This window comes from uncultured Sanguibacteroides sp. (assembly GCF_900543425.1).
Taxonomy (GTDB): domain Bacteria; phylum Bacteroidota; class Bacteroidia; order Bacteroidales; family Marinifilaceae; genus Gabonibacter.
Map to the genome: position 1 here is coordinate 140,821 of NZ_UQRQ01000005.1, position 22,704 is coordinate 163,524.

Genomic DNA, 22,704 nt, shown 5'->3' on the forward strand with positions numbered 1-22,704 from the left:
TATTATAATGAAAAAAACAACAAGTGATTTTTTACAATACAATAGTATTTTCGGCCTATTTGTCGGCGGAAGTTATATTATAACTTCTCTGCTTTTCATCTGGGGCGGAAAAAATATTGCCTTGAACCCCCAACTAAACAACATCATTTTGATGTTAACGATTGCCGGCATTTTTTTGGGGGTAAAAAAATTCCGGGACGACCACTTGGAAGGGATCATCTCTTACGGGAAATCGTTTACGACCGGGATATACATCCTGAGCATCGCTTCTTTGCTTTATGCCTTCTATATTTTTATTCTTTACGCAAGCGATCCCGGCCAGATGATGCAATTTAAAAAAGTAATGCTTTCGACCCTAAAACAGATATACGGCAATACTCCTTTTTACGAAACGTTTGAAAAAAGCGTTCAATCTTTTTTGTATCCTGCCAGTATTGCTGTCGGAGAGTTTCTAAATAAACTATTTTTCGGTACTATCCTTACCCTGTTTTTAGCCGGAATCTTACGAAAACGCATTTCCCCATTTTAAATCTTAATACAATAACCATGGATTTATCTGTTGTCATTCCCTTATATAACGAAGAAGAATCATTGCCCGAACTTACGACATGGATTAACCGGATTATGGAAGAGAACCATTTTAGCTACGAAATCATTTTAGTAGACGATGGCAGTAATGACGGTTCATGGAAGGTGATTGAAGAGTTATCCCGAAAAGATTCCCGTATACATGGAATAAAATTCAGAAGGAATTACGGAAAATCCGCCGCCTTGCATTGTGGTTTCGAAGATGCCCGGGGAGACGTGGTCATTACCATGGATGCCGATCTTCAGGATAGTCCGGATGAAATTCCCGAACTCTATCGCATGATCACAGAAGAAGATTTCGATTTGGTCTCCGGTTGGAAAAAGAAAAGATACGATCCGATCACGAAAACCATACCGACAAAGCTATACAATGCAACAGCCCGGAAATTTTCAGGAATATATCTACATGACTTTAATTGCGGATTAAAAGCATACAAGAATAATGTGGTAAAAAACATAGAGGTATACGGTGAGATGCACCGTTATATCCCTATTTTAGCGAAACAAGCCGGTTTTACCCGTATCGGAGAGAAAGTCGTCCACCACCAGGCGCGAAAATACGGAGTCACCAAATTCGGACTCAATCGCTTTATCAACGGTTTTCTGGATTTATTATCCGTCACCTTTATCACCCGATTTGCCAAAAAGCCAATGCACCTTTTCGGTGCATTAGGAACAGTTTTGTTTATTATCGGTTTTTTTGCGGCCGGATGGTTGGGTGTAGAGAAGTTAATAGCATTAAGCAGAGATATAAAAGCTCCCCTAATTGCCAACAATCCGTATTTTTATATTGCGCTAACCTGTATGATTCTCGGAACCCAGCTGTTTTTAGCCGGATTTTTAGCAGAATTGATCTCCAGAAGTGCCAATGACAGAAATGTATACAGAATAGAGAAAAAAATATAAAGAAATTCCAAATTTTATCCTACTTTTGAACGGTGTATGTGCAAATTTTAATTTATAAATAAAATATCATGACTGAAAAGATTCAACAAACCCTTAGGGACTCAAAAGCTGCCAGGTGGACAGCCTTGATCCTTATTGCATCGACCATGTTTTTCGCGTACATGTTTGTAGATGTTTTATCCCCATTACAAACCTTATTAGAGACGGAACGCGGATGGAGTCCGGACGTATTCGGAATGGAAGAAGGTTCCGAATTTTTCTTAAACGTTTTTTTCTTCTTCCTTATTTTTGCGGGTATCATCCTCGATAAGATGGGGGTCCGTTTTACAGGACTTCTCTCGGCTTCTCTGATGGTTATCGGAGGTTCTATCAAACTATATGCTATTACCGAATATTTCAACAATGGTGGTGTCGGGTATGAATTTTTCAACTCCTTCTGGACAAGTGTTCCGGCCAGCGCCAAAGTTGCTTCCATCGGATTCGCCATATTCGGTTGTGGTACGGAAATGGCCGGTATCACCGTGTCAAAAGCGATCGTGAAATGGTTTAGCGGAAAAGAATTGGCTTTGGCAATGGGATTGGAAATGGCCATAGCTCGTTTGGGAGTATTTGCCGTATTCCGTATTTCTCCGCTATTGGCAGGAAGCATTAATCCGGACATCGTTACCCCGGTAGCAGTATGTTGTACCTTACTTTGTATCGGTCTGTTGACCTTCCTGGTATATGTATTCATGGATAAGAAATTGGATAAACAAATCGGAGAGATGAACACGGAACCGGAAGATCCTTTCCATATCAGTGATATCGGGAAGTTATTTACCAGTAAAACATTCCTCATTGTAGCTTTCTTATGCGTACTATATTATTCGGCCATCTTCCCGTTCCAGAAGTTCGCAACGGGTATGTTGGAAAGCCGTTTAGGACTTAGCGCAACCGATGCGGCAGCCGTGTTCTCCTGGTTCCCTATCGGTGCAATGGTATTAACTCCTTTATTGGGAGCCTACTTGGATCATAAAGGTAAAGGGGCAACCATGCTAATCATAGGAGCTCTCCTAATGTGCGGTTGTCACCTGATCTTCGCATTAGCACCTTTGAATCACTTTATCGCTTACGTAGCTATCGTTATTTTGGGAATCTCTTTCTCTTTGGTTCCGGCAGCCTTATGGCCTTCCGTTCCCAAATTAGTAGAGAACAGATACTTAGGATCAGCTTATTCCGTTATTTTCTGGATTCAGAATATCGGTTTATTGTCTTTCCCTATCCTTATCGGATGGTCCTTAAAGGCAAGTAATCCGGGTGTTTCCGAACAAATCAAAGCCGGAGTTGAAGGTGTAAGTTATAACTATACCGTTCCGATGTTGATTTTCGCCAGTCTTGGCGTTCTGGCTTTCCTTTTAGGTTTATGGTTAAAAGCCGAAGACAAAAAGAAAGGATACGGTCTGGAATTACCGAATATCGAAAAATAAAATAGTTTATCAAATTATTGCCAAACGGGTGTTTCGAAAAACGAAACACCCGTTTTTATTATACGATAGTATTATACCAAAATAAAAACTATTTTTGCATGCATACGATATGAATAGATCAAACTGAAAATAAAGAATAGAACATGGCAAACAGGATAACGACACTTTTCAACATAAAATATCCGATCATACAGGGCGGGATGGTATGGTGTAGCGGATGGAAACTGGCTTCTTCCGTGAGTAACAACGGCGGATTAGGTCTACTCGGGGCAGGTTCCATGCATCCGGAAACCCTTTCGGAACATATCCGCAAAATGAAACAGGCCACGGAGAAACCCTGGGGCATCAATATCCCTCTACTCTATCCGGAAATGGAGAAACTTATAGATCTCATCATCAAGGAAGAGGTGAAGATTGTCTTTACTTCTGCCGGAAGTCCTAAAAAGTGGACTCCCTTACTGAAATCTCACGGGATCACGGTTGTTCATGTCGTCAGTAGTGCCGTTTTCGCCCGGAAAAGCGAAGAGGCAGGAGTAGACGCCGTCGTGGCGGAAGGCTTCGAAGCAGGAGGACATAACGGACGGGAAGAGACCACCACACTAACCCTACTACCAAACGTGGTTAAACATTGTTCTCTTCCGGTCATTGCCGCAGGCGGCATCTCCTCCGGAGAGTCGATGCTGGCCGCCATGGTTTTGGGTGCAGACGGGGTGCAAATCGGCAGCCGTTTTGCCGTGGCCGCAGAATCTTCGGCTCATCCGAATTTCAAACAAAAAGTTTATGAACTCGAAGAGGGTGACACCATGCTGGCACTAAAGAAATTAGCACCGACCCGGTTGATAAAAAATACTTTTTACGAACACATCAAAGAACTGGAAGACAAAGGAGCCGACGCCGAAACATTGAAGGCTGTATTGGGCAAAGGCCGGGCTAAAAAAGGTATTTTCGAAGGAGACATGGAAGAAGGAGAATTGGAAATAGGACAAATTTCTTCCATGCTACAACAGGAAGAAAGCGTCGAAACCATTATTACCGATATCGTTACCACCTACGAGCAAGCGTTGAAGAACATAGAAAAATTACTTATTTAATACACGATAGAAATACAATGATTAATTATTCCCGACATATACTGGACAATGGATTAACGGTTATCTGTAACACGGATACCGGAACCCCTTTCGTTTCCGTAAACATTCTTTATAAAGTAGGTGCAAAGGACGAAGATCCGAATAGAACCGGATTCGCCCATCTTTTCGAACACCTGATGTTCGGTGGCTCCATTCACATCCCCGATTACGACTATCATGTACAAAAAGCAGGCGGAGACAGTAACGCTTTCACCAACAATGATTACACCAATTACTACATTACTATCCCTGCTGCCAATATCGAAACAGCCCTCTGGTTGGAATCGGATCGGATGCTTAGCCTTAACTTTTCTCAAAAATCCCTCGATGTACAACGAAACGTGGTAATTGAAGAGTTCAAACAACGTTACCTGAATAATCCGTATGGTGACATTTGGTTAAAGTTGCGACCGTTAGCTTACAGAGTCCATCCCTACCAATGGCCTACCATAGGAAAAAAAATCGAACACATCGAAGAGGCGACATTAGAAGACGTTAAAGATTTTTTCCATCGGTTCTACGCCCCGGATAACGCCATTATCAGTATTAGCGGAAATATTAAAGAGACTCAGGTCTTGGAGTTGGTAAAGAAATGGTTCGGAGATATCCCTCCTGCTCATACCGTAAAAAACAAATTGCCTCAAGAACCTATACAGACGGAAGCCCGGCAATTGATTTGCGAACACAACAAAGTTCCCGCGGATGCTCTATATAAAGTATTCCATATGGGTGACCGTTATTCGGACAATTTTTATACCTGTGATATCATTTCGGATATTTTGTCCAACGGTCAATCTTCCCGTCTATATGTCAATCTGATAAAAAACAGTAAACTATTTTCGGAAATAGATGCATACGTAACAGGTGATATGGATCCCGGTCTCTTTATTTTTTCAGGAAAGCTATCGGAAGGAGTAAAAATCGAAGAGGGAGAACAGGCCATTCAGAATGAAATCGATCGTTTTATCCAGGAAAACATATCTGAAAGAGAGCTTCAGAAAGTAATCAACAAGACCGATGCCCGTATCTCCTACAGCGAAATCAATTACCAGGGAAAGTCTGCCAACCTCGCATTTTTCGAGTACCTCGGAGATATCGACCTGATCAATACGGAGCGTGACCGGTATATAAAAATAACCCGGGATATGATAAAAAATACGGCACAACAACTTTTTACGCCGGAAAACAGTTCCACCCTATGGTACCTGAAATAAAACACAGAATAATCATCCAGACAATTTAATTCGTATGAATCGCAATATACCCCCTCAACTGGAAGCCCTGACCAAGCCTTCCATCCTGAATTACCAAAAAAGAGTACTCTCCAACGGAGTAGAAATCATTTACATAAATGACCCGCAGCAAGAGGTATTTAAAATGGATGTCGTTCTTTCCGTCGGGGCTTATTATCAACCTCAACCGATCATTGCTTCCACTATGCTCCATTTGTTAAACGAAGGGACTCATTCCCATTCTTCCGAAGAGATAGCCGAATTTTTCGACTATCACGGGGCTTACGTGGATTACAACTGCGGATTACATAGATCGGAAGTCAGCCTGATCTCCTTAAACAAATACGCCAATAAAACGATAGAAATGGTTGCAGAGATGATTTCGGACAGTATCTTTCCGGAACATGAACTGGAAATCTACCTCCGTAACAAAAAGCAACAATACCTGGTCAACCTGGAAAAAACGTCCTATCTGGCCCGTATGGAATTTCTCCGCTTGCTTTTCGGAGAACAACACCCTTACGCCAATCACTTTACCCGGGAAGATTTCGACAAAGTAACCCGTACCCGGCTTTTGGAATTCTATCAAAAACGGGTAGGAGCCCGGAATTGCCGTATTTTTCTTTCCGGCAACGTGAGTACGTCCGTCTTACAAGAGGTCGAAAAACAATTTTCCATACTACAATCTCCCGTTCCGGACGTAGAACCGACATTCGACATCCAGAGCCAGCCTACCGGACAATACCGCATCCGTAAACCGGATGCCGTGCAAACCAGTATTCGTATCGGTAAAAAGGGCGTCCGACTTCTGGAAGAGGATTATACCGATTTCCAACTGCTCAACATGGTTTTAGGCGGTTATTTCGGTTCCCGCCTGATGTCCAATATCCGGGAAGAGAAAGGCTTTACCTACGGCATCAGTTCATTTAATGTCAGTATGAAAAACGCTTCTTATTGGAACATCGCCACCGATGTCAATGCCGATTATGCAGAAGCAACAATTACTGAAATCCGTAAAGAGATACTCCGTTTACAGCAAGAACCCATTCCGGCCGAAGAATTGGATCTTGTTAAAAGTTATTTTCACGGGGAGCTGCTTCGGGAATTAGACGGTGTTTTCGCCCAATCCGATGCCCTGAAACACAAATTGAATTACGATACGGACAATACTTTTTACTTGAGAATGATCGACCGTATGAAAAAATGCACCTCGGAGGACCTTCTTCAAGCAGCCCGGAAGCACCTGAATATAGAAGAGATGTATTTCGTCGAAGCGGGCAAAGGTTAATAATCACGATAAAATAGTAAAGAGAAAACAACGAAGAGGCCGCCCCGTCTACAAACGGGAACGGCCTCTTGCTAACAAACAGGGGTTAAGTTGCTACTATTGTATCAACGTGTAAGTCTCCTTCACGTACCTTCCTCCTAAAATATTCCACTCGATCGTGAACGATTTTTTGTTCGGATCATAAGTTCCCGAGATAACGGAAGTGGCCTGTCCGTCGACGTCAAGAGTTACCTTGTTCGTTGTCGGATCGATCTCGTAATATACTTTATTCGAGAACTTACCACCAAATAATCCACCGGCCGACAACCGGGTAGGACTAACCGTTTCCAGGTAAACTTCCGTACTTGCCGGAGGAGCAAAATCCCCCTCCATTTCATACTTGTATTTACCCTCGTACGGACTACGTACTTTCAGAGCCAATAACAGATTTCCAAAATTTCCGCTTATCGTATAACCCGGCTGCTTCACGGACTCTATTTCTATCACCAGATAACTGCCATTAGCCTGCAGAGCTTCTGTCTTTATCTTTGCTGTTAAAGGTACGGCTCGTTCTCCTTTCGGGATCACCACAGACGTCGGAAGAGTGATCTTATCCAACGGAAACAGCTCGCCTCCTTCAGGTATCAAATTTCCTTGTGCAGACTTTTTCAATACGACTTCAATATCCTCCCTTGCCGGATCCTTAGCTGCTAACCGCACTTCCCCGATCGCAATCTCCTGTTCGGCTCCTAATGCCAAAACAGCTATAGATTTTACGTGGTCCGCATTTGCTGGTATTTCGATGATCTTTTTCGTAGCAAGGTCTTCCGGTCTGATACCATACTCCAAGTCATCGATCTTGTCATCTTTCAAACAGGAAGTCAATCCCAATGAAATTACTGACATCATCCATATCAATACATGTATCTTTTTCATAATCTAATACTTTAAGCGTTAATTTTTATCCCAGAATATCTTGTTTGCCTGAGGATTAATCGTTCCCTGAGCCGTTGCGTTCTTGTTATTGAACTGGTATTCGGTGGTCGGGTAAATCAAACGATAGGGGATATGGTTATTTCCAACACTCGGATGCTTGGAACGAGGAATTTCAGGTACCCCGGTCCTCCGGTAATCCGTCCAGGATTCCGCCCCGTTGATTCCGTACATGGCAATGTACTTTTGCAGATAGATCAATCGCAATTTATCCGGATGGCTGTCCCACTCCGCAAACTTAGTATCGGTCGCCCCCGTGGGATGCAGGTATTTGTCGGCTACATCTGTGGCATCTTCCACCCCTAACCACACGAAAGATTCGGTTACGGCCTTCTCGTAAACTTTTTGAGCATCCCCGGCGAGGGCTCCCCGTTGGATAGCTTCCGCCTGCAAGAAAAGGCTCTCGAAAGAGGGTAAAAACCATTGCGGCATATCGACCGATTTAGCGATACCCGGACCGGAAACCATAGACGAGTGGGCTCCATCGGGCAGGCTATTGTCCACCACCCCGAAATCGAAACCGATGTAATACTCTCCTCCCGTGGGAGTTTTAGCTTTCGAGTAAAAATAGGTATACCGGATGTCCCCATTATCCCGTAAAAGATTCAGAAAGAAATTATTGGCCCGGAAGAAAGCATCCGCAACCCCTTGATCATTTTCTCTATAAGTATTCCAGAAAGGATTTTGTTTTCCCTTATCCGCCGAATAGGTCAAATGAACGGCAGCAGTCTCTCCCTCTCCAAGGAAGCCAGCCCCGTTGGCCACGATTTTGTCCGCTTCCGTTTTCAAAGCGGCAGCCCCAAGAAAATCAGCCTCATGCATAAGCATCCGCAAACGTTGCGTGTTCCCTAACTTCCGCCACATTTTTAAATCGCCCTTGAAAACGACATCCGCACGCCCGATATCGTAATTCTCTCCCTGTTCGGCTGTCTTCAACAGTTCGTCTGCTTTCGCTAATTGTTCCAATAAATCCTTATAGATATCCTCCGCTTTGTCGTAAGGAGTTAACATGTAATTTGTGATGTCGAAACAATGAGTATAAGGAATATTATTGTACTGATCCACAAGCGTCATAAAACCTATGGCTTTCATGATCTTGGCAATCGCTTCGTAAGCCTTTTCCCCCCTGGCAACAGCACTTTTCTCCATCACGTCGAAATCTTTCAGCACATCCATCCAATCGTGCCAAACCCCCTGGTTAAAAGTTGCCGAAAGCTGGAATGCCTCAAGATCCGTATTCGGACCGTAAGTCCCGGCACAACGGGCATAATATCCCATCCATTGTTGATAATTTCCGTTCGCTCCGTTCAATTGGGTATAATCCGTACTCGGCTGGGTAGCGGCTGTCAAAACCCCAACCCGATTCATGGCACTGGGTAGTATCAGGTTTGGCGTCATATTTGCTTCCGCAGCACTGTTCGGATTCTGATTGATATCGAAATAACTCTCGCCACACCCTACTATTAAGAGCATAACAAAAGGAATAATCATATGTATTTGTATCTTCTTCATATCCGTTTAATTTAAAATTTAACCGTAATTGTTCCTCCAAAACTCCGGGTCGGGGGATTCACAGTAGCATCTCCCACTCCGGAAACATTTCTCTGATCACTAAAATAACTTCCTTGAAAATCAGGATCTCCATACACATTGGACTTCGGTAACCAAAGGGCCAAATTCCGTCCGGTGAAAGCAATCGTGACGCCTTTGATCACGTTTTGTTTTCCGATAAGTGACTGTGGAAGATCGTAAGAGATCGAAAATTCCCGAAAACGCCAGGAATCGGCACTCGTCAGGAAGTTCGTTCCTACCGTCCGGTAGTTATCTCCCGTCCAAAAATCATTCACATCCGTGATTGTCACATTCTCATTCGGTATATATTTCCCCGGATTTTTGGGATCCTCGTAGACCGAGTTCGGGAAAACGAAGCGTTCCCTGTGATTGGCCCCTGTCCTTTCGGAGACTCCCGTCCATGCCATATCGGCACCAATCATATTAAAGGCATAATATCCGCCTTTATACTCAAAAGTAGCGGAGATCGTCAATCCTCTCCAGGTGATCGTCGGATTCAGCCCCATAATGTATTTCGGCATCGTTCTGCCGAATATTTTATTGGTTTCGTCAACTTTCGGCAATCCGGTCCCGGCATCCACAATCACCCTCCCTTCGGGATCTCGCTGATAATCTTTCGCACTGAACACGAAAGCAGGTTTACCCACGACAGCTTGATTACTGGCCGCGTAGAATCCACCGACGGACAACTCCTCCAAATCCCCGAAAATGGAAAGAACCTTACTATCGTTATAAGTAAAGCTCGTACCTAAGTTAAAGTCCCATTCCCGAAACCGGACGAGCGGCGTTAATTTTAATTGCGCCTCAAAACCGAAATTTTTAAAAGAAGCAGCATTCAAATAGGCAAAACTATAACCGGTAGAACGGGGAACTCTTACCCGTACGATTTGGTTCGTGTTCTTCTGGTTATAGTAGGTCATATCCAGCGTAACCCGGTTATCCAAAAGACTCGCTTCAAAACCGAATTCTATACTCTTTACAAACTCCGGCTTCAACAAAGGATCATAAGAGGTCGAATTAATCGAGTATCCGGGAAGTCCGGCATAGGGGAACCCCAAGATTTGAGCCGAGGTAGCACTTAACAAATAGGGATCGATGTCGGCATTACCGGTTTTATTCCACGAAGCCCGCAATTTAAAGAAGTTGAATACATCAGACTTTATAACGGGAATAGCATCGGTCAAAACAACCGAGGCACTCACACCCGGATAAAAGAAACTGTTGTGTTTCGGATCGAGCACCGAGGTCTTATCGTTACGCCCTGTAACTTCCAAGTTGACGAAGTTTTTATAATTCAACGTCAAACTTCCGTAAAACGAAAGCATCCGCACCCTGTATTTGTCGGATCCTCCCGTCAATTCTCCCGGCCTCGCGGAAACATTAAACAGATCTTCAACAATTAACCTGTCTCCGATCATGTTCATACTCTTCGTATCCACATCGCGAACGTAAGTTCCCACCAATAGGTTTCCCTTAAAATCCCCGAGAGTTTTATGAAAATTCATATACAATTCGGAAGAGAGCCTATTCTGTACATAAGAGTAATCCTCCACCCGCTGGGGGATAGTCGATATTCCCCGATGTTCTCCATATTCCGTCACCGTTCGGAGCAGGGTCTTGACTTTATATTGTTCCGTCCGGTAAGTCATGGCAGCCCGGTAATTGATGTCCCACCAACCGGTAGGTGACAATTTAAAGTCTATACTGGTAATCAGATCCTGCTTTTTTCCTTTTCTTCTCCAAGTATCTAACGCAATATAAGGATTTATCCCGTACCGATTGTAGTAATTATCGTAAGTGGCGAACGCGTTGTTCTTGTAATCTTTGTAAGAGGTCAACGGCACATGAGCCTGCGTGGAAAAAATCAGGTTCATCAAACCGTCATTCAACCCCACGTTATTGGCAGAGTAATAATCACTCATAGCCGTATCATCAAACACGTCATAATTAGACTGGATGTAATTCGAATTAAAATTAACCGTAAAAATTTTATAGGTTTTGGAAGCATTGAGACGAATACCCGTTCTCCGGTTGCGGTCGTTCGGAACCACCCCCTTAATGAGCGCATCCTGTACACTCAGGAAAAAATCTTTAGCCAGGTAAGAAACATCGTTTTGCATGGTCATTCCTGTTTTAAAAAACTTCCGTCGATTATTCTTTATTGGGGAATACTTCACCTTCTGCACACTACCATCCGGCAATGTCTCTCCTAACACGACTTCCGAGCCGTCGTAAGCCGGTCCGTAAGACCAATTCTCGTAAGGAATATAATCACCGTATCCTCCGCTTCCGAACTCCGTTTGAAATTTGGGAAACATAGAGACTTGGCTAAATTGGGTCGAGTTACTGATCGTAATCTCCGGCTTAGCACCTTCGGCACCTACTTTTGTCGTCACAACGATTACCCCGTTACGGGCATCAGGACCGTAAATAGCAGCAGCAGAGGTTCCCTTCAATACATTTACACTCTCTATATCGTTTGGATTTAAAGACGAAAGGAAACTTAAAGCTACCGGGACCCCATCCAACAACAACATCGGGTTATTGTCTCCGGTCAGCGAACGTATTCCTCGCAAATTGATCTTCACATCCTCGAACACGCTACTGTTCAAGCCCGTGATATTTAACCCGGGTACTTTTCCCTGTAACCCGACAGCCACGTTCAGAGCACGAGCCTTAACCAGTTCCCGGTTACTCACGTTTACGGTCGAATACCCCAAATCGCGTTTTTGACGCTTAATACCTAAAGCAGTTACCACCACCTGTTCCAGGCGTTCCGTCTCCTGTTCCATTTTCACGTCAATCACCTTACGTGTACCGGAATTAATCTCCTGTTTTTTCATCCCCACAAAAGAAAAAACAAGAACGGCATCCGCCTCAACGTTTTTTAAAACATAATGCCCTTTCACATCGGTTGATGTCCCGACATTCGTTCCTTTTATAACAACGGTAACCCCCGGTAACGGAGATCCATCAACAGCATCAGTCACCGTACCCGAGACCTCACGCTTTTGAGCAAAACACAATTGTACTCCCGCTAACAACAGGAAAACAATCAACTGAATCGTCTTTTTCATAGTCATGTTTTTAGTTAGACATCATTTGTAGTTAACAATAAATATTGCATTGAAAATCAACACAATAACAAACCAATCTTATTTACCGGTACAAATCAATAATTCCACACTACCTTATTACATGAAAGAAATGGCGAAAAAGATTTTCGAACCTAAAAGAAAAAACTCTTCTCCACGGCAAATACCATTGATAGCTCGTGTTAACAAGTAGCGTACTTAAAAGAAATTATTACTTTTCGGAATAATCGATTTTTATTCCGGGAGTCTCCAGTTATCTTTTCATCAAACTGAACCTATCATCCCTTAAAGGTCCGGAGTATTCAGATATCCAATTTTAGAAGACAAACAAACCACAAATACATCCATTATCGTACCTCACATCTGACTGTACTCATAACTATTTTTAATACACGTATCAAAAAACCTTCGTTTTTTGATTACTGCAAATATAGTAAAAAAATTACAAATACAAATAAAATAAATATTTTTTGAGAAATGTTCATTTCTTGTACTCAATATGTTGTCTTTTGTGAGCTAATTGCGATTTTCTTTTGTTGGAAATGTCATTAAACGAAGGTTTTATACTAACATATAACTATATATAAATCAATTATTTATCATATATGTTTATTTGTTTTATAAAACAATTTTATTGGTCTCCACCCGGCATTTTTAACAACAAACTTATCTATTTTATATACTTTAATCAAATGCACAATAATATAGCATACAGCCATCACAATACCACTACAATAATCTAATAACAAAACAGATGCATTCCAATGAATCATAAAACTAAAGATTCTGCATTAGGCGGAATAAGACAAAAGAAAAATGTGAAGATTTTCCTTATATTTAGAATAATTCTCAACAAGAAATGCAACCGTAAAGACTAAAAAAACGGCCAAAAAACTCTTCCGGTATACAGCTAAAAAAGAGCCGATCGAAAAGTAAAAATTCCGATCGGCTCTTTCCTCTTTCACTCGACAATAATTTCCCTGCCCTTCTTTTTATCGTAATAAACCATGATTCAACTAAACGCTTCTGTTCCCCTGTGATTTATAACATCTCCATAGCCCGACGTCCTAAAGCACAAATTAAATTACGACACGGACAACACATTCCACCTGAAAAGGTCAATCTACCTTTACCCATTTCACGGCATCCGCAATGACATAAAAGTCGTAATCTTCCATACGCCGGTCATCCAAAACGACCTTTGCCTCTCCTTTTGGAAAATCATAGGTTCCCAACGAGAACCACCCTATGGCTTTCGCCCATACCTCCTGCTCTTCTTGTCCGCAATAAACCGTATAATGATAATTACTCGGCAATTCAGGTAAGAAAACGAATACCTCATAGCTTCCGGCTTCCGGGATAAGCGCTTTCCATTCGGCTTTATATTTTCCGTTTTTACACTCCTTACAGTAAGCAGAACGCACGCTATCTCCCAAATATTGAGGAGAGACTACTTTTTGCCACCGGGAAAATCCCAACCCGAGAGAGGTTTCTATCGTGTTCTCATCTTTGTTTTCAAAGAGACGTCGGAAAAATGTTTTATCGGGCTCAATCAGACGAAAGCCGGGATCTTCATTATCCACGATAATCTCTCCGGATTTAGGCAAAAACTCATCCGGATGAATATCCGATAAACTACATATCGTCTTGGGAATTTGGCCAACCCTCGCACTGACACTCACCTGATCCATTTTTTTGATCATAGCTATCCTTCCGGGGATATTATAAGACACTCCGGTATTTATCTGAAAATTTCCGGTGAAAAAACCTTGAATGCTTACTTCCTTACATTCATCCGGATTCAAATAAAAATTATAAGAGTCCGTACTTCTCGTAGCTCCATATAAAACGGAAACAAGTCCTTTAGATTTCCCACTATTCTTTATTTTAAAACGAATATGCATTCCCGCTCCTTCCTCTATTTTATTCACTTCCATATCCCTTACCAAGAAGTGAGTGGGTGATTTTGAGCTCCATTGTTCTAAAACCTCCGTAAAATCAACACCAAACCGCTCATTCAACTCCGAGGTAAACTTCTCCAAAGGAATTATTCCTTGATTCTTTTTACAAAAATCATTCAGGAAATCACAAAAAACCGGCATAGAAATATCTACGGTAAAATGGTTCAACAAAGAACGGGTCTCCAGCTGAAGAGCCATACGTAATACATCGGGATCCAATGTCTCATCTTGCATAGCATCCTCCAAACTATGACTTAACAAATAAGCCTGTGCCATATATTCGGCAGAACTCATTTGTTGATATATATTCTCGATTTGCGACCGGTCCCGCAAGATATTTTTCAATAACAAATCGACAGTCGGATAATCGACAGAGTAAATGTAAGACTGCGGTTCCCGAAACAGAGTATAACTGTCAAACAAATTTTTGGATCTATCAACCGCATACGAAGAGCTCTTTCGAAGCCTGCTAAGAAACAAATTTTGACGATTAGAATACCCGGTTTTATCTAAAAAACAAGAGATAAAAGGAGATAGCAGGCTATTCATTTCAGATAATTTCAAAAACTCCGGGCTAAGATTATACGAAGCCATTTTTACAGCGTTATCCGCATTTTGTTTTAATATCCGTCTGTAATCCGGAACCTTCATTCCCACTCCCCTTTCAGAAAACAAAGCCATACCCGATTGAACGAATTCGCTTTTTCCTGTCCACTCCCGGAAATGAGAAATAAAAGGAAGCGGAGTCTCCGCAACGATCAGACGACTGGAAGGATAACCGCACCAATCCCGACGCATCACCATTTCAGAAATACTGTCAAACAAGGATCTGGAACTCATCACCTTTGTATGCCATTCCAAGTCGGCTATCTTTTTTTCGATGTAATTACCCATTTCTTCCGGCTTATAATCCTTCAACAGACTACTAAGCACATCGCTTCCCTTAAAATAATAGAGATCGAGATCACAACTTTTTAATTTTAACGTGTAACGTTCATAATCTCCCCCGCTAATCGAAAGTCCTCCCAACGGAAAAGGAGGTTGAAACCAAAGCGTGTCCCCCTCCTCGCGAGAAGGACCTTGCGACAATAAGGTGGATTGAACCGGATTCACTACAGCTAAACTATAACGCGTAAAATCTTTTATTGACAACCAGGGAGCTTTCGGATTCACCGGAGGAATAGCAACGGGATACCAGATATTTTCCGGAACGAGCAAGAGGAAGGTATTGCTCACGAAAGCATAACGACGACCGAAATGAAAAAAAGGATCATTACGACCGGTATCATAATAGAGAGGATCGGGAACCTCCAGATAACATACCCGCTCGTCTATTGTTCCCTTGTATATCAAATCCAAACGTACGCTATCGTCCGCTTCAAGAGGACGGTCTATCAATAACACCTGATGATCCCGCTCGTAAGTCAGCGTTTTATCTCCCTCTTTCACGCTTGTTACACGCAACCCCGGGTTCAGAAACAATACCAATCGAGGTATTTTTTCTCCGCTGGAATTACGCAACACCATCTCGCTGGTCAGTTCCAAATGTTCTCCTTTTTGCCGAAGAGTTATCGCGTGAGTGGAAACCCGAGTCGAACAACCTTTCCAGTAACGTTCGAAGCTCGCCCTGTATTGCTCCCGGACTGCATCTTCCCGTATAAAACGATAAAAACAGGCTCCTTCTAATAATAGAACTGTCAATACGAACAAAATTCCCGCCAACCGAAGTCGGGGAATCGACTTCAGTTCGTTCGGCAAACGTTTTATTCGTATCAAGCTCCAAACGATAAACCCACATCCCAAAAGGAAAAAAGCCAAACGTTGAAGCAAATAATAACCTAAATCCACATGACCCGTTACACTCGAAAACAGGTTAGACAAAGAGGAACCTAAAAAATTCAGGTTCCCGTGAAAAACCTTATCCAACACCGTTACCGAAACATACAATAGGCAGAGAGAAAGGAATATCGAGAGTATGCGTGAGCGCGTAAGGGTCGTCAGCCATAAAGTAACTCCCAGCATAAATATCAAAGAGGGAAATGTCAAAGTCAGGATGTAAAAAAAGGAATACCAGGGGTTAAACGGGGCTATACTTCCCCATACATTTAAACCGAAACAAATGAATACGGATAGTAGATTCAACGAAACAAAAACCGCTGCAATTCCCACCACCTTTCCCCAAAAGTAATCCTCGTTACTGACCGGACGGGCATGAATCACTTCCAGGGGACCTACCTGCCTCTCCCGCGTGAATAATTCGGCAGCCACGAATATCACCAGTAAAGATTGAACTATATTATAAAGATAGGCATTCACCAGCGGCATTGAAGAGGCTAATGCCAATAAATTCCAGTTCCATTGGTTAAATAGAGGTTGTTTACATTGTACGAGCCATTGTAAATAGGTAATTAAAACCAAGGTTAAAAAAAATAAAATCCTAAAAATCCAAGAACGTTGTAATGTCTTTGCCTCGTAGCAAGCCACCGTTTTAATATCATGCAGGTTCATAGTACTATATTTATTAATTTCATAAGTTTGTTTATCCATTTCAAACCGAATAGTCATACGGATTTCTAACCTACCTCCTTATCTTTTTCCAACATCCGATAATGTAGAAAACTGAAAAAATCAACCAAACCTCCCCCATCTCTCCGCATGGGTCGTTTTTTACATTACACAAACCATTGCCAAGAAGCGATCAAAAAGGAACAAGAAAAACAACATTCCAAAAATCCAGCCATATAACAGCATTTTTACCTCGCAAAAAACGACACCTTCAACAGGATGAAAATTCATACAACTTTTTCTTATACACTTTATTATAAGACGCACAGCCCTCTTCGAATGTTACACCTCAAAATGATTTTTTTACTTACAAGACCCCAAACTCCCTCAATCACACGACAAGAGTTGTTATAATAATATTTATATTATGTTAATTACCCTACAGGTAATAAAAAAACGTTGTCCGAATAGGCAACGTTTTAACCGAATATTTCATTTCAAATAGATTCTCGTCTTATTTCAACAAAAAGTTTATGGGAATCAGGCACTCGATCTCCACCTCTTTTCCACTTTGTTTCGCCGGTTTCCACACGGGCATTGATTTTACAACTCGAACGGCCTCCCGATCCAATAGGGCATTTACGGGTTGAACCACTTTAACTCTTTTTACCTTTCCCTTTTGATCCACAACGAAAGAGACCTGCACTTCTCCTGCTATCCTTTCTTCATACGCCTTCTCAGGATATTTTATATGTTCGGCAACCCATTGAAACAAATCTCCGGGAAATTCCGGCATTACCTCAACCGGTTCGAATACCTCTTCCGAATTCTCTTTCAAACAAGAGATCGGATGAGAATCTTCCAAGACTAAAACGGAGTTATGCAAACGAACTTTCATGATCTTCCGTTGAGTAACAGGTATACTCCGTATTTCTTTTCCGACATAAGAAAATAACAAGATATCATTCGAATTCGCTTTGATAGAAAACCTACCCTTACAATCCGTCCGGCACCCGATACTCCTGTCTTTGATCAATACGACGGCACCCTCCAAAGGTTTCCCTCTCTCGTCCATTACTTTACCTGTCACGATTTGCCCCGTTGTATCGTTTACGGAACCGCTTACGAGACTACTGTTTAAACGTAACGTAGCCTGTACGTCGACAGACGAAATCAACAAAAAAATTATCGGAAGTAACAATAGATACCCGAACATTCCCACCCTGGAAGTTCTTTTTTTATTCATCATCATAATTCGCTTTTTTAAGATGCAACATTAAAATTATCAACTATCTGATTCACACCAGACGGGCAAGAAAGACGAAGCCAATGATACCGGTATGTTTTTCCATACCTTTTTATTATGATTTATCCGCAAACCTATGAAATATTCGTAATTATCCAAATTATTTTAACTTTTTCTTAAATTAAAATAAGAAACACACGTAAAAATAAGAGACACCATAGGCGATATCTCGTAAACAAAAATCACATATCTTACTGTAATACGGTAGAATAAAAAACAAACAGAGAGATATTCGGAAGAGCATTAAAATAATCGCTCCGACACTTGCCTCCCCCAAAAGATTAAAAATAGAGCCTCCTGAGTTAACAATGAAAAAATCATCCTCGATCAAACTTTTTATTCCTACAAACGTAAATTCATTCAAAATAGTCATAACCATGAAAGAGACAACATATTCTACAAAAACAAAACACATGAAAAATTATCTACCGTTTATTTATATTACCATACTACTCTATCTCTACCCCTCTTTTTCCTCGGGTCAGAAAAGGAGCGATCGGTTCGAAGCGGAATTTCAGAAAACATTTCAATTAGTCAACAGCGACCGGTTTATGATACGTTTTTTTATGGCCACCCCGACAGGACAAACCTTCGTTGCCACTCCATTGGAAGGCCCTAATGTTGCCATTGATCCAGAACAATGCTATTTAGAGATTCAGGATTCATTGATTAGCGGACGATTACCCTATTTCGGCAACGGCAGCCATTGGGTTCCGAGACCGGGACAAGACTCTCTTCGATTTAACTACATTCTTTTCTCGAGAACAGTAAAAATACTTCCACACGGAAACAAAAAGAGTATCGCCTATCAAATCAGTATTTTAACCAAAGACAATATCTTGTTTTTACACCTGGACATTCGTTATAACGGAACCTGTTATCTCTATTATAACGATCAGAAACGTTACCCGATCAGCTATACGGGGAATATTTACCCGCTGAAAAAAAGGGAACAGAGTGCAAGTAGGGAATTATCCTCTAATAATCAGACAAAGAAAATATAAGCCATGACAATAGCCGCAATAACTCCTGCCAGATCAGCAATTAAACCGCAGGGAATGGCGTAACGGGTATTTTTTATACCGACGGCCCCGAAATAAACGGCAATAATATAAAAAGTAGTATCCGTAGCCCCCTGAAAGGCACAAGCCAATCGTCCGGCAAACGAATCTGCCCCAAAGGTATTCATAGTATCGATCATCAATCCCCTTGCCCCGCTCCCGCTCAACGGTTTCATCAAAGCGGTAGGTAAAGCCGGGACAAAATCAGAATTGAACCCGCAAGCCTCACACCCCCATTTCAAGGCATCCATAATGGCATCCATCGCTCCCGAAGCACGAAAAACGCCAATAGCGACTAAAATCGCAATCAAATAAGGAATTATTTTAACGGCAATAGAGAAGCCCTCTTTCGCACCGTCAATAAAAGCATCGTAAACATTAATCCGCTTCCAGGCTCCCATGGCGATAAAAGCGACAATAATAGAAAACAAGATCACATTACTTGCCAAGGAAGAAACTTCAGTCAGCGTCTCTTTATCCAATCCTGAAAAATACCAGATAATACCGGCTACCAAAGCAGTTCCCCCGATCAGGTAAGCCATGATCACCCGATCGAACAAATTAATACGCTGATACAAGGCAACGGCAACAAGTCCTACCAAAGTCGAAACATAAGTCGCCAGAAGAATCGGAATAAAAATATCCGCCGGATTGGCGGCTCCCAACTGGGCCCGGTAGACCATGATAGAGACCGGAATAATGGTTAACCCGGAGGTATTTAACACCAGAAACATAATCTGAGCATTGGAGGCCCGGTCTTTACGAGGATTCGCTTCCTGCATCTGCTGCATCGCCCTCAACCCGACCGGAGTTGCCGCATTATCCAATCCCAACATATTAGCGGCAATATTCATCATAATCGAACCGTAAGCCGGACTATCCGGAGGCAATTCCGGGAATAAACGCCGAAAAAAAGGATTGATGATCCACGACATAACCTTTACCGCCCCGCCCCGTTCTCCGATTTTCATAATCCCCATCCACAAAGTCAGCACCCCTGTCAATCCCAACGATATCTCAAAACCGGTTTTGGACATATCAAAGGTAGCTTTAACAATGGATGCAAACACTTCCGTATCCCCATCAAACAACAATTTGAAAAGAGCCACGACAAAAGCTACCCCAAAGAAAAAAATCCAAATATAGTTGAGAACCATAGGCGATTGGATGATTGAGTGATTAGGTGATTGGAGATTAGGTGATTGAGCGATCGGGTTGAATCACAACATCCTTTCATATCCTAATCACAAAATCTCTTTATCCGTATTATTAATGTTTTGCCTTACAAGCCTTGATCGTATTCTGCAAAAGAGAAACGATAGTCATAGGTCCCACGCCTCCCGGAACCGGAGTGATATACGAGCACAAGGGGGAAACCTGCTCAAAATCGACGTCTCCGACTAACTTCCAGCCGCTTTTAGTCGTTTCAGAAGGAATACGATGGATCCCCACGTCTACCACAACGCATCCCTCTCGTACCATATCTTTCGTGATAAAATGAGGAACACCTATGGCAACAATCAGAATATCGGCTTGCCGGGTAATCTCTTTCAGATTAGATGTTCTGCTGTGACACATGGTTACCGTACAATTCGCGTGTTTTGCTTTACGGGACATCAACACGGCCATCGGGGTTCCAACGATGTTACTCCGTCCCACGACGACACAATGCTTTCCTTCCGTATCGATGTCATAACGGGCCAGCAGTTCCATGATCCCGGCCGGAGTTGCCGGAAGGTAAGTCGGTAACCCTAATACCATCTTACCCACGTTACACGGGTGAAATCCATCCACATCTTTATCGGGATGAATCGTATTTAACACCTTCTCTTCGGAAATATGTTTCGGTAAAGGGAGTTGCACGATAAAACCGTCAATATCCGAATCTTCATTCAATTGCCGGATCACCTCCAATAATTGTTCTTCGGTAATATCGCTGCCGTATCTTAATTCGGTACTTTTAATTCCCACGGCCTGACAAGCTTTTACCTTATTAGCCACATAGGTTTCACTCGCCCCGTCATTGCCTACCAGAACAGCAGCCAAATGGGGAATCTTCTTTCCCTCTGCAACCAAACGAGCTACCTCTTCGGCAATCTCCTCTTTGATCTGCGTCGAAACTTTTTTTCCGTCAATAATCTCCATCTTTTAATTGTAAATTGTAGATTGCAAATTGCAAATTATTAATTGTTCAATCTTTTGTCAATCAATATTATCTTTTTCTCATGGCGGCATTTCCCATCATCTTTCCACCTTTAGATAACATCCGCATCATTTTTTTAGACTCATCGAATTGTTTCAACAAACGATTTACATCCTGAATGGTCGTTCCACTTCCCATGGCTATACGTTTCCGGCGAGAACCATTGAGCAGTTCCGGGTTCTCCCGTTCCTGAGGTGTCATGGAAAAAATAATCGCTTCCACTCCTTTAAAAGCGTCATCATCAATATCTACATCCTTCAGAGCACGCCCCACGCCGGGAATCATAGATGCCAAATCCTTTATATTACCCATTTTTTTGATTTGCTGAATCTGACTCAGGAAATCATTAAAATTAAATTGATTCTTAGCAATCTTTTTCTGTAATTTCTTGGCTTCTTCCGCATCAAACTGTTCTTGGGCTTTCTCTACCAACGAAACGATATCTCCCATACCCAAAATACGGTCGGCCATACGTTCCGGATGGAAAACATCCAAAGCTTCCAACTTCTCTCCCGTTCCGACAAATTTAATCGGTTTATTCACCACCGTACGGATTGACAGAGCAGCACCACCACGCGTATCGCCATCCAACTTCGTCAGGACAACACCGTTAAAATTCAACCGATCGTTAAATTCCTTAGCCGTATTCACGGCATCCTGACCGGTCATAGCGTCCACCACGAACAAAGTTTCATTAGGTTCTATCGCTTTTTTAATAGCAGAAATCTCATTCATCATCTGCTCATCGATAGCCAAACGTCCCGCCGTATCGACGATAACCACGTCCCGCCCTGTCGCTTTTGCCTGTTTTATGGCATTTAAAGCAATCTGCACGGGATTATTATTTCCTTCTTCACTATATACTGGAACACCGATCTGTTCGCCCAACACCTTTAACTGCTCGATAGCAGCCGGACGATAGACATCGCAGGCAACTAACAGGGGATTCTTCCCCTTTTTGGTTTTCAATAAATTGGCCAGCTTCCCGGAAAAAGTGGTTTTACCGGAACCCTGCAACCCGGACATCAGGATAATAGCCGGATTTCCTTTTATATCGATATCAACATGGGTCCCTCCCATTAACTGAATCAACTCGTCATGCACGATCTTTACCATCATCTGCCCCGGTTTCACAGCCGTGAGCACGTTCATGCCCAAAGCCTTCTCTTTTACCGTATTGGTAAATTCCTTCGCAATTTTATAGTTTACATCGGCATCCAACAACGAACGTCTCACCTCTTTCAGGGTCTCAGCCACATTAATTTCTGTTATTCTCCCCTGTCCTTTTAAAATCTGAAACGACTTTTCTAATCTTTCGGATAGATTCTCAAACATATGCTATTAATTGAAATTTGGAAATTGAAAAATGCCATGATTGCATCTGTCTTTCTCTATTAAATTCTTTACTTATTCATTCTT

General features: G+C 42.2%; 15 protein-coding genes. 7 read left to right on the plus strand and 8 right to left on the minus strand.

Annotated features, from left to right (window positions below):
- The first annotated feature begins 7 nt into the window (after positions 1-7).
- The 6 genes from QZR76_RS04215 to QZR76_RS04240 all read left to right on the plus strand — a co-directional run bounded on the left by QZR76_RS04215 (position 8) and on the right by QZR76_RS04240 (position 6,610).
- Complete coding sequence (locus tag QZR76_RS04215; RefSeq protein ID WP_294140693.1) at positions 8-529, plus strand: DUF4199 domain-containing protein; 522 nt, start codon at positions 8-10, stop codon at positions 527-529.
- 17 nt (positions 530-546) lie between these two features.
- On the plus strand, positions 547-1,494 hold the full coding sequence (locus tag QZR76_RS04220; protein ID WP_294140694.1) for a glycosyltransferase family 2 protein: 948 nt from the start codon (positions 547-549) through the stop codon (positions 1,492-1,494).
- A 68-nt stretch (positions 1,495-1,562) separates the two neighbouring features.
- Positions 1,563-2,960 carry an MFS transporter gene (locus QZR76_RS04225; RefSeq protein ID WP_294140695.1) on the plus strand — a complete coding sequence of 466 codons (1,398 nt, stop codon included), beginning with the start codon at positions 1,563-1,565 and terminating at the stop codon, positions 2,958-2,960.
- A 143-nt stretch (positions 2,961-3,103) separates the two neighbouring features.
- Positions 3,104-4,051, plus strand: a complete 948-nt coding sequence (locus tag QZR76_RS04230; protein WP_294140696.1) for a DUF561 domain-containing protein — start codon at positions 3,104-3,106, stop codon at positions 4,049-4,051.
- A gap of 17 nt (positions 4,052-4,068) precedes the next feature.
- The gene (locus QZR76_RS04235) at positions 4,069-5,304 is read left to right on the plus strand and encodes a pitrilysin family protein (protein WP_294140698.1); all 1,236 of its coding nucleotides are present in this window, start codon (positions 4,069-4,071) and stop codon (positions 5,302-5,304) included.
- A gap of 34 nt (positions 5,305-5,338) precedes the next feature.
- Entirely contained in the window at positions 5,339-6,610 is a 1,272-nt protein-coding gene (locus QZR76_RS04240; RefSeq protein ID WP_294140699.1) for a pitrilysin family protein, read from the plus strand.
- A gap of 96 nt (positions 6,611-6,706) precedes the next feature.
- On the opposite strand, the gene QZR76_RS04245 is transcribed toward QZR76_RS04240, so the two are convergent.
- The 5 genes from QZR76_RS04245 to QZR76_RS04265 all read right to left on the minus strand — a co-directional run bounded on the left by QZR76_RS04245 (position 6,707) and on the right by QZR76_RS04265 (position 17,967).
- Positions 6,707-7,525 (minus strand): hypothetical protein, encoded by an 819-nt coding sequence (locus QZR76_RS04245; RefSeq protein WP_294140700.1) that lies wholly within the window; start codon positions 7,523-7,525, stop codon positions 6,707-6,709.
- Positions 7,526-7,543: 18 nt separating this feature from the next.
- Positions 7,544-9,094: a SusD/RagB family nutrient-binding outer membrane lipoprotein gene (locus QZR76_RS04250; protein WP_294140701.1), complete on the minus strand. Its 1,551-nt coding sequence runs from the start codon at positions 9,092-9,094 to the stop codon at positions 7,544-7,546.
- A gap of 11 nt (positions 9,095-9,105) precedes the next feature.
- Positions 9,106-12,231: a SusC/RagA family TonB-linked outer membrane protein gene (locus tag QZR76_RS04255; RefSeq protein WP_294140703.1), complete on the minus strand. Its 3,126-nt coding sequence runs from the start codon at positions 12,229-12,231 to the stop codon at positions 9,106-9,108.
- 1,136 nt (positions 12,232-13,367) lie between these two features.
- Positions 13,368-16,718 (minus strand): ABC transporter permease subunit, encoded by a 3,351-nt coding sequence (locus tag QZR76_RS04260; RefSeq protein ID WP_294140705.1) that lies wholly within the window; start codon positions 16,716-16,718, stop codon positions 13,368-13,370.
- Between the two features lie 511 nt (positions 16,719-17,229).
- The gene (locus QZR76_RS04265) at positions 17,230-17,967 is read right to left on the minus strand and encodes a TonB family protein (RefSeq protein ID WP_294140707.1); all 738 of its coding nucleotides are present in this window, start codon (positions 17,965-17,967) and stop codon (positions 17,230-17,232) included.
- A gap of 467 nt (positions 17,968-18,434) precedes the next feature.
- Between QZR76_RS04265 and QZR76_RS04270 the strand changes: the two genes are divergently transcribed.
- Positions 18,435-19,025 carry a DUF4251 domain-containing protein gene (locus QZR76_RS04270; protein WP_294140708.1) on the plus strand — a complete coding sequence of 197 codons (591 nt, stop codon included), beginning with the start codon at positions 18,435-18,437 and terminating at the stop codon, positions 19,023-19,025.
- Here QZR76_RS04270 and QZR76_RS04275 read toward each other — a convergent pair.
- The 3 genes from QZR76_RS04275 to ffh all read right to left on the minus strand — a co-directional run bounded on the left by QZR76_RS04275 (position 19,007) and on the right by ffh (position 22,620).
- Positions 19,007-20,239 (minus strand): spore maturation protein, encoded by a 1,233-nt coding sequence (locus QZR76_RS04275; RefSeq protein WP_294140710.1) that lies wholly within the window; start codon positions 20,237-20,239, stop codon positions 19,007-19,009. The two genes, QZR76_RS04270 and QZR76_RS04275, sit on opposite strands and share 19 nt — an antisense overlap.
- A 112-nt stretch (positions 20,240-20,351) precedes the next feature.
- On the minus strand, positions 20,352-21,227 hold the full coding sequence (gene folD / locus QZR76_RS04280) for a bifunctional methylenetetrahydrofolate dehydrogenase/methenyltetrahydrofolate cyclohydrolase FolD (protein ID WP_294140712.1): 876 nt from the start codon (positions 21,225-21,227) through the stop codon (positions 20,352-20,354).
- A 67-nt stretch (positions 21,228-21,294) separates the two neighbouring features.
- Positions 21,295-22,620: a signal recognition particle protein gene (ffh, locus tag QZR76_RS04285; protein WP_294140713.1), complete on the minus strand. Its 1,326-nt coding sequence runs from the start codon at positions 22,618-22,620 to the stop codon at positions 21,295-21,297.
- Positions 22,621-22,704: the final 84 nt, after the last annotated feature.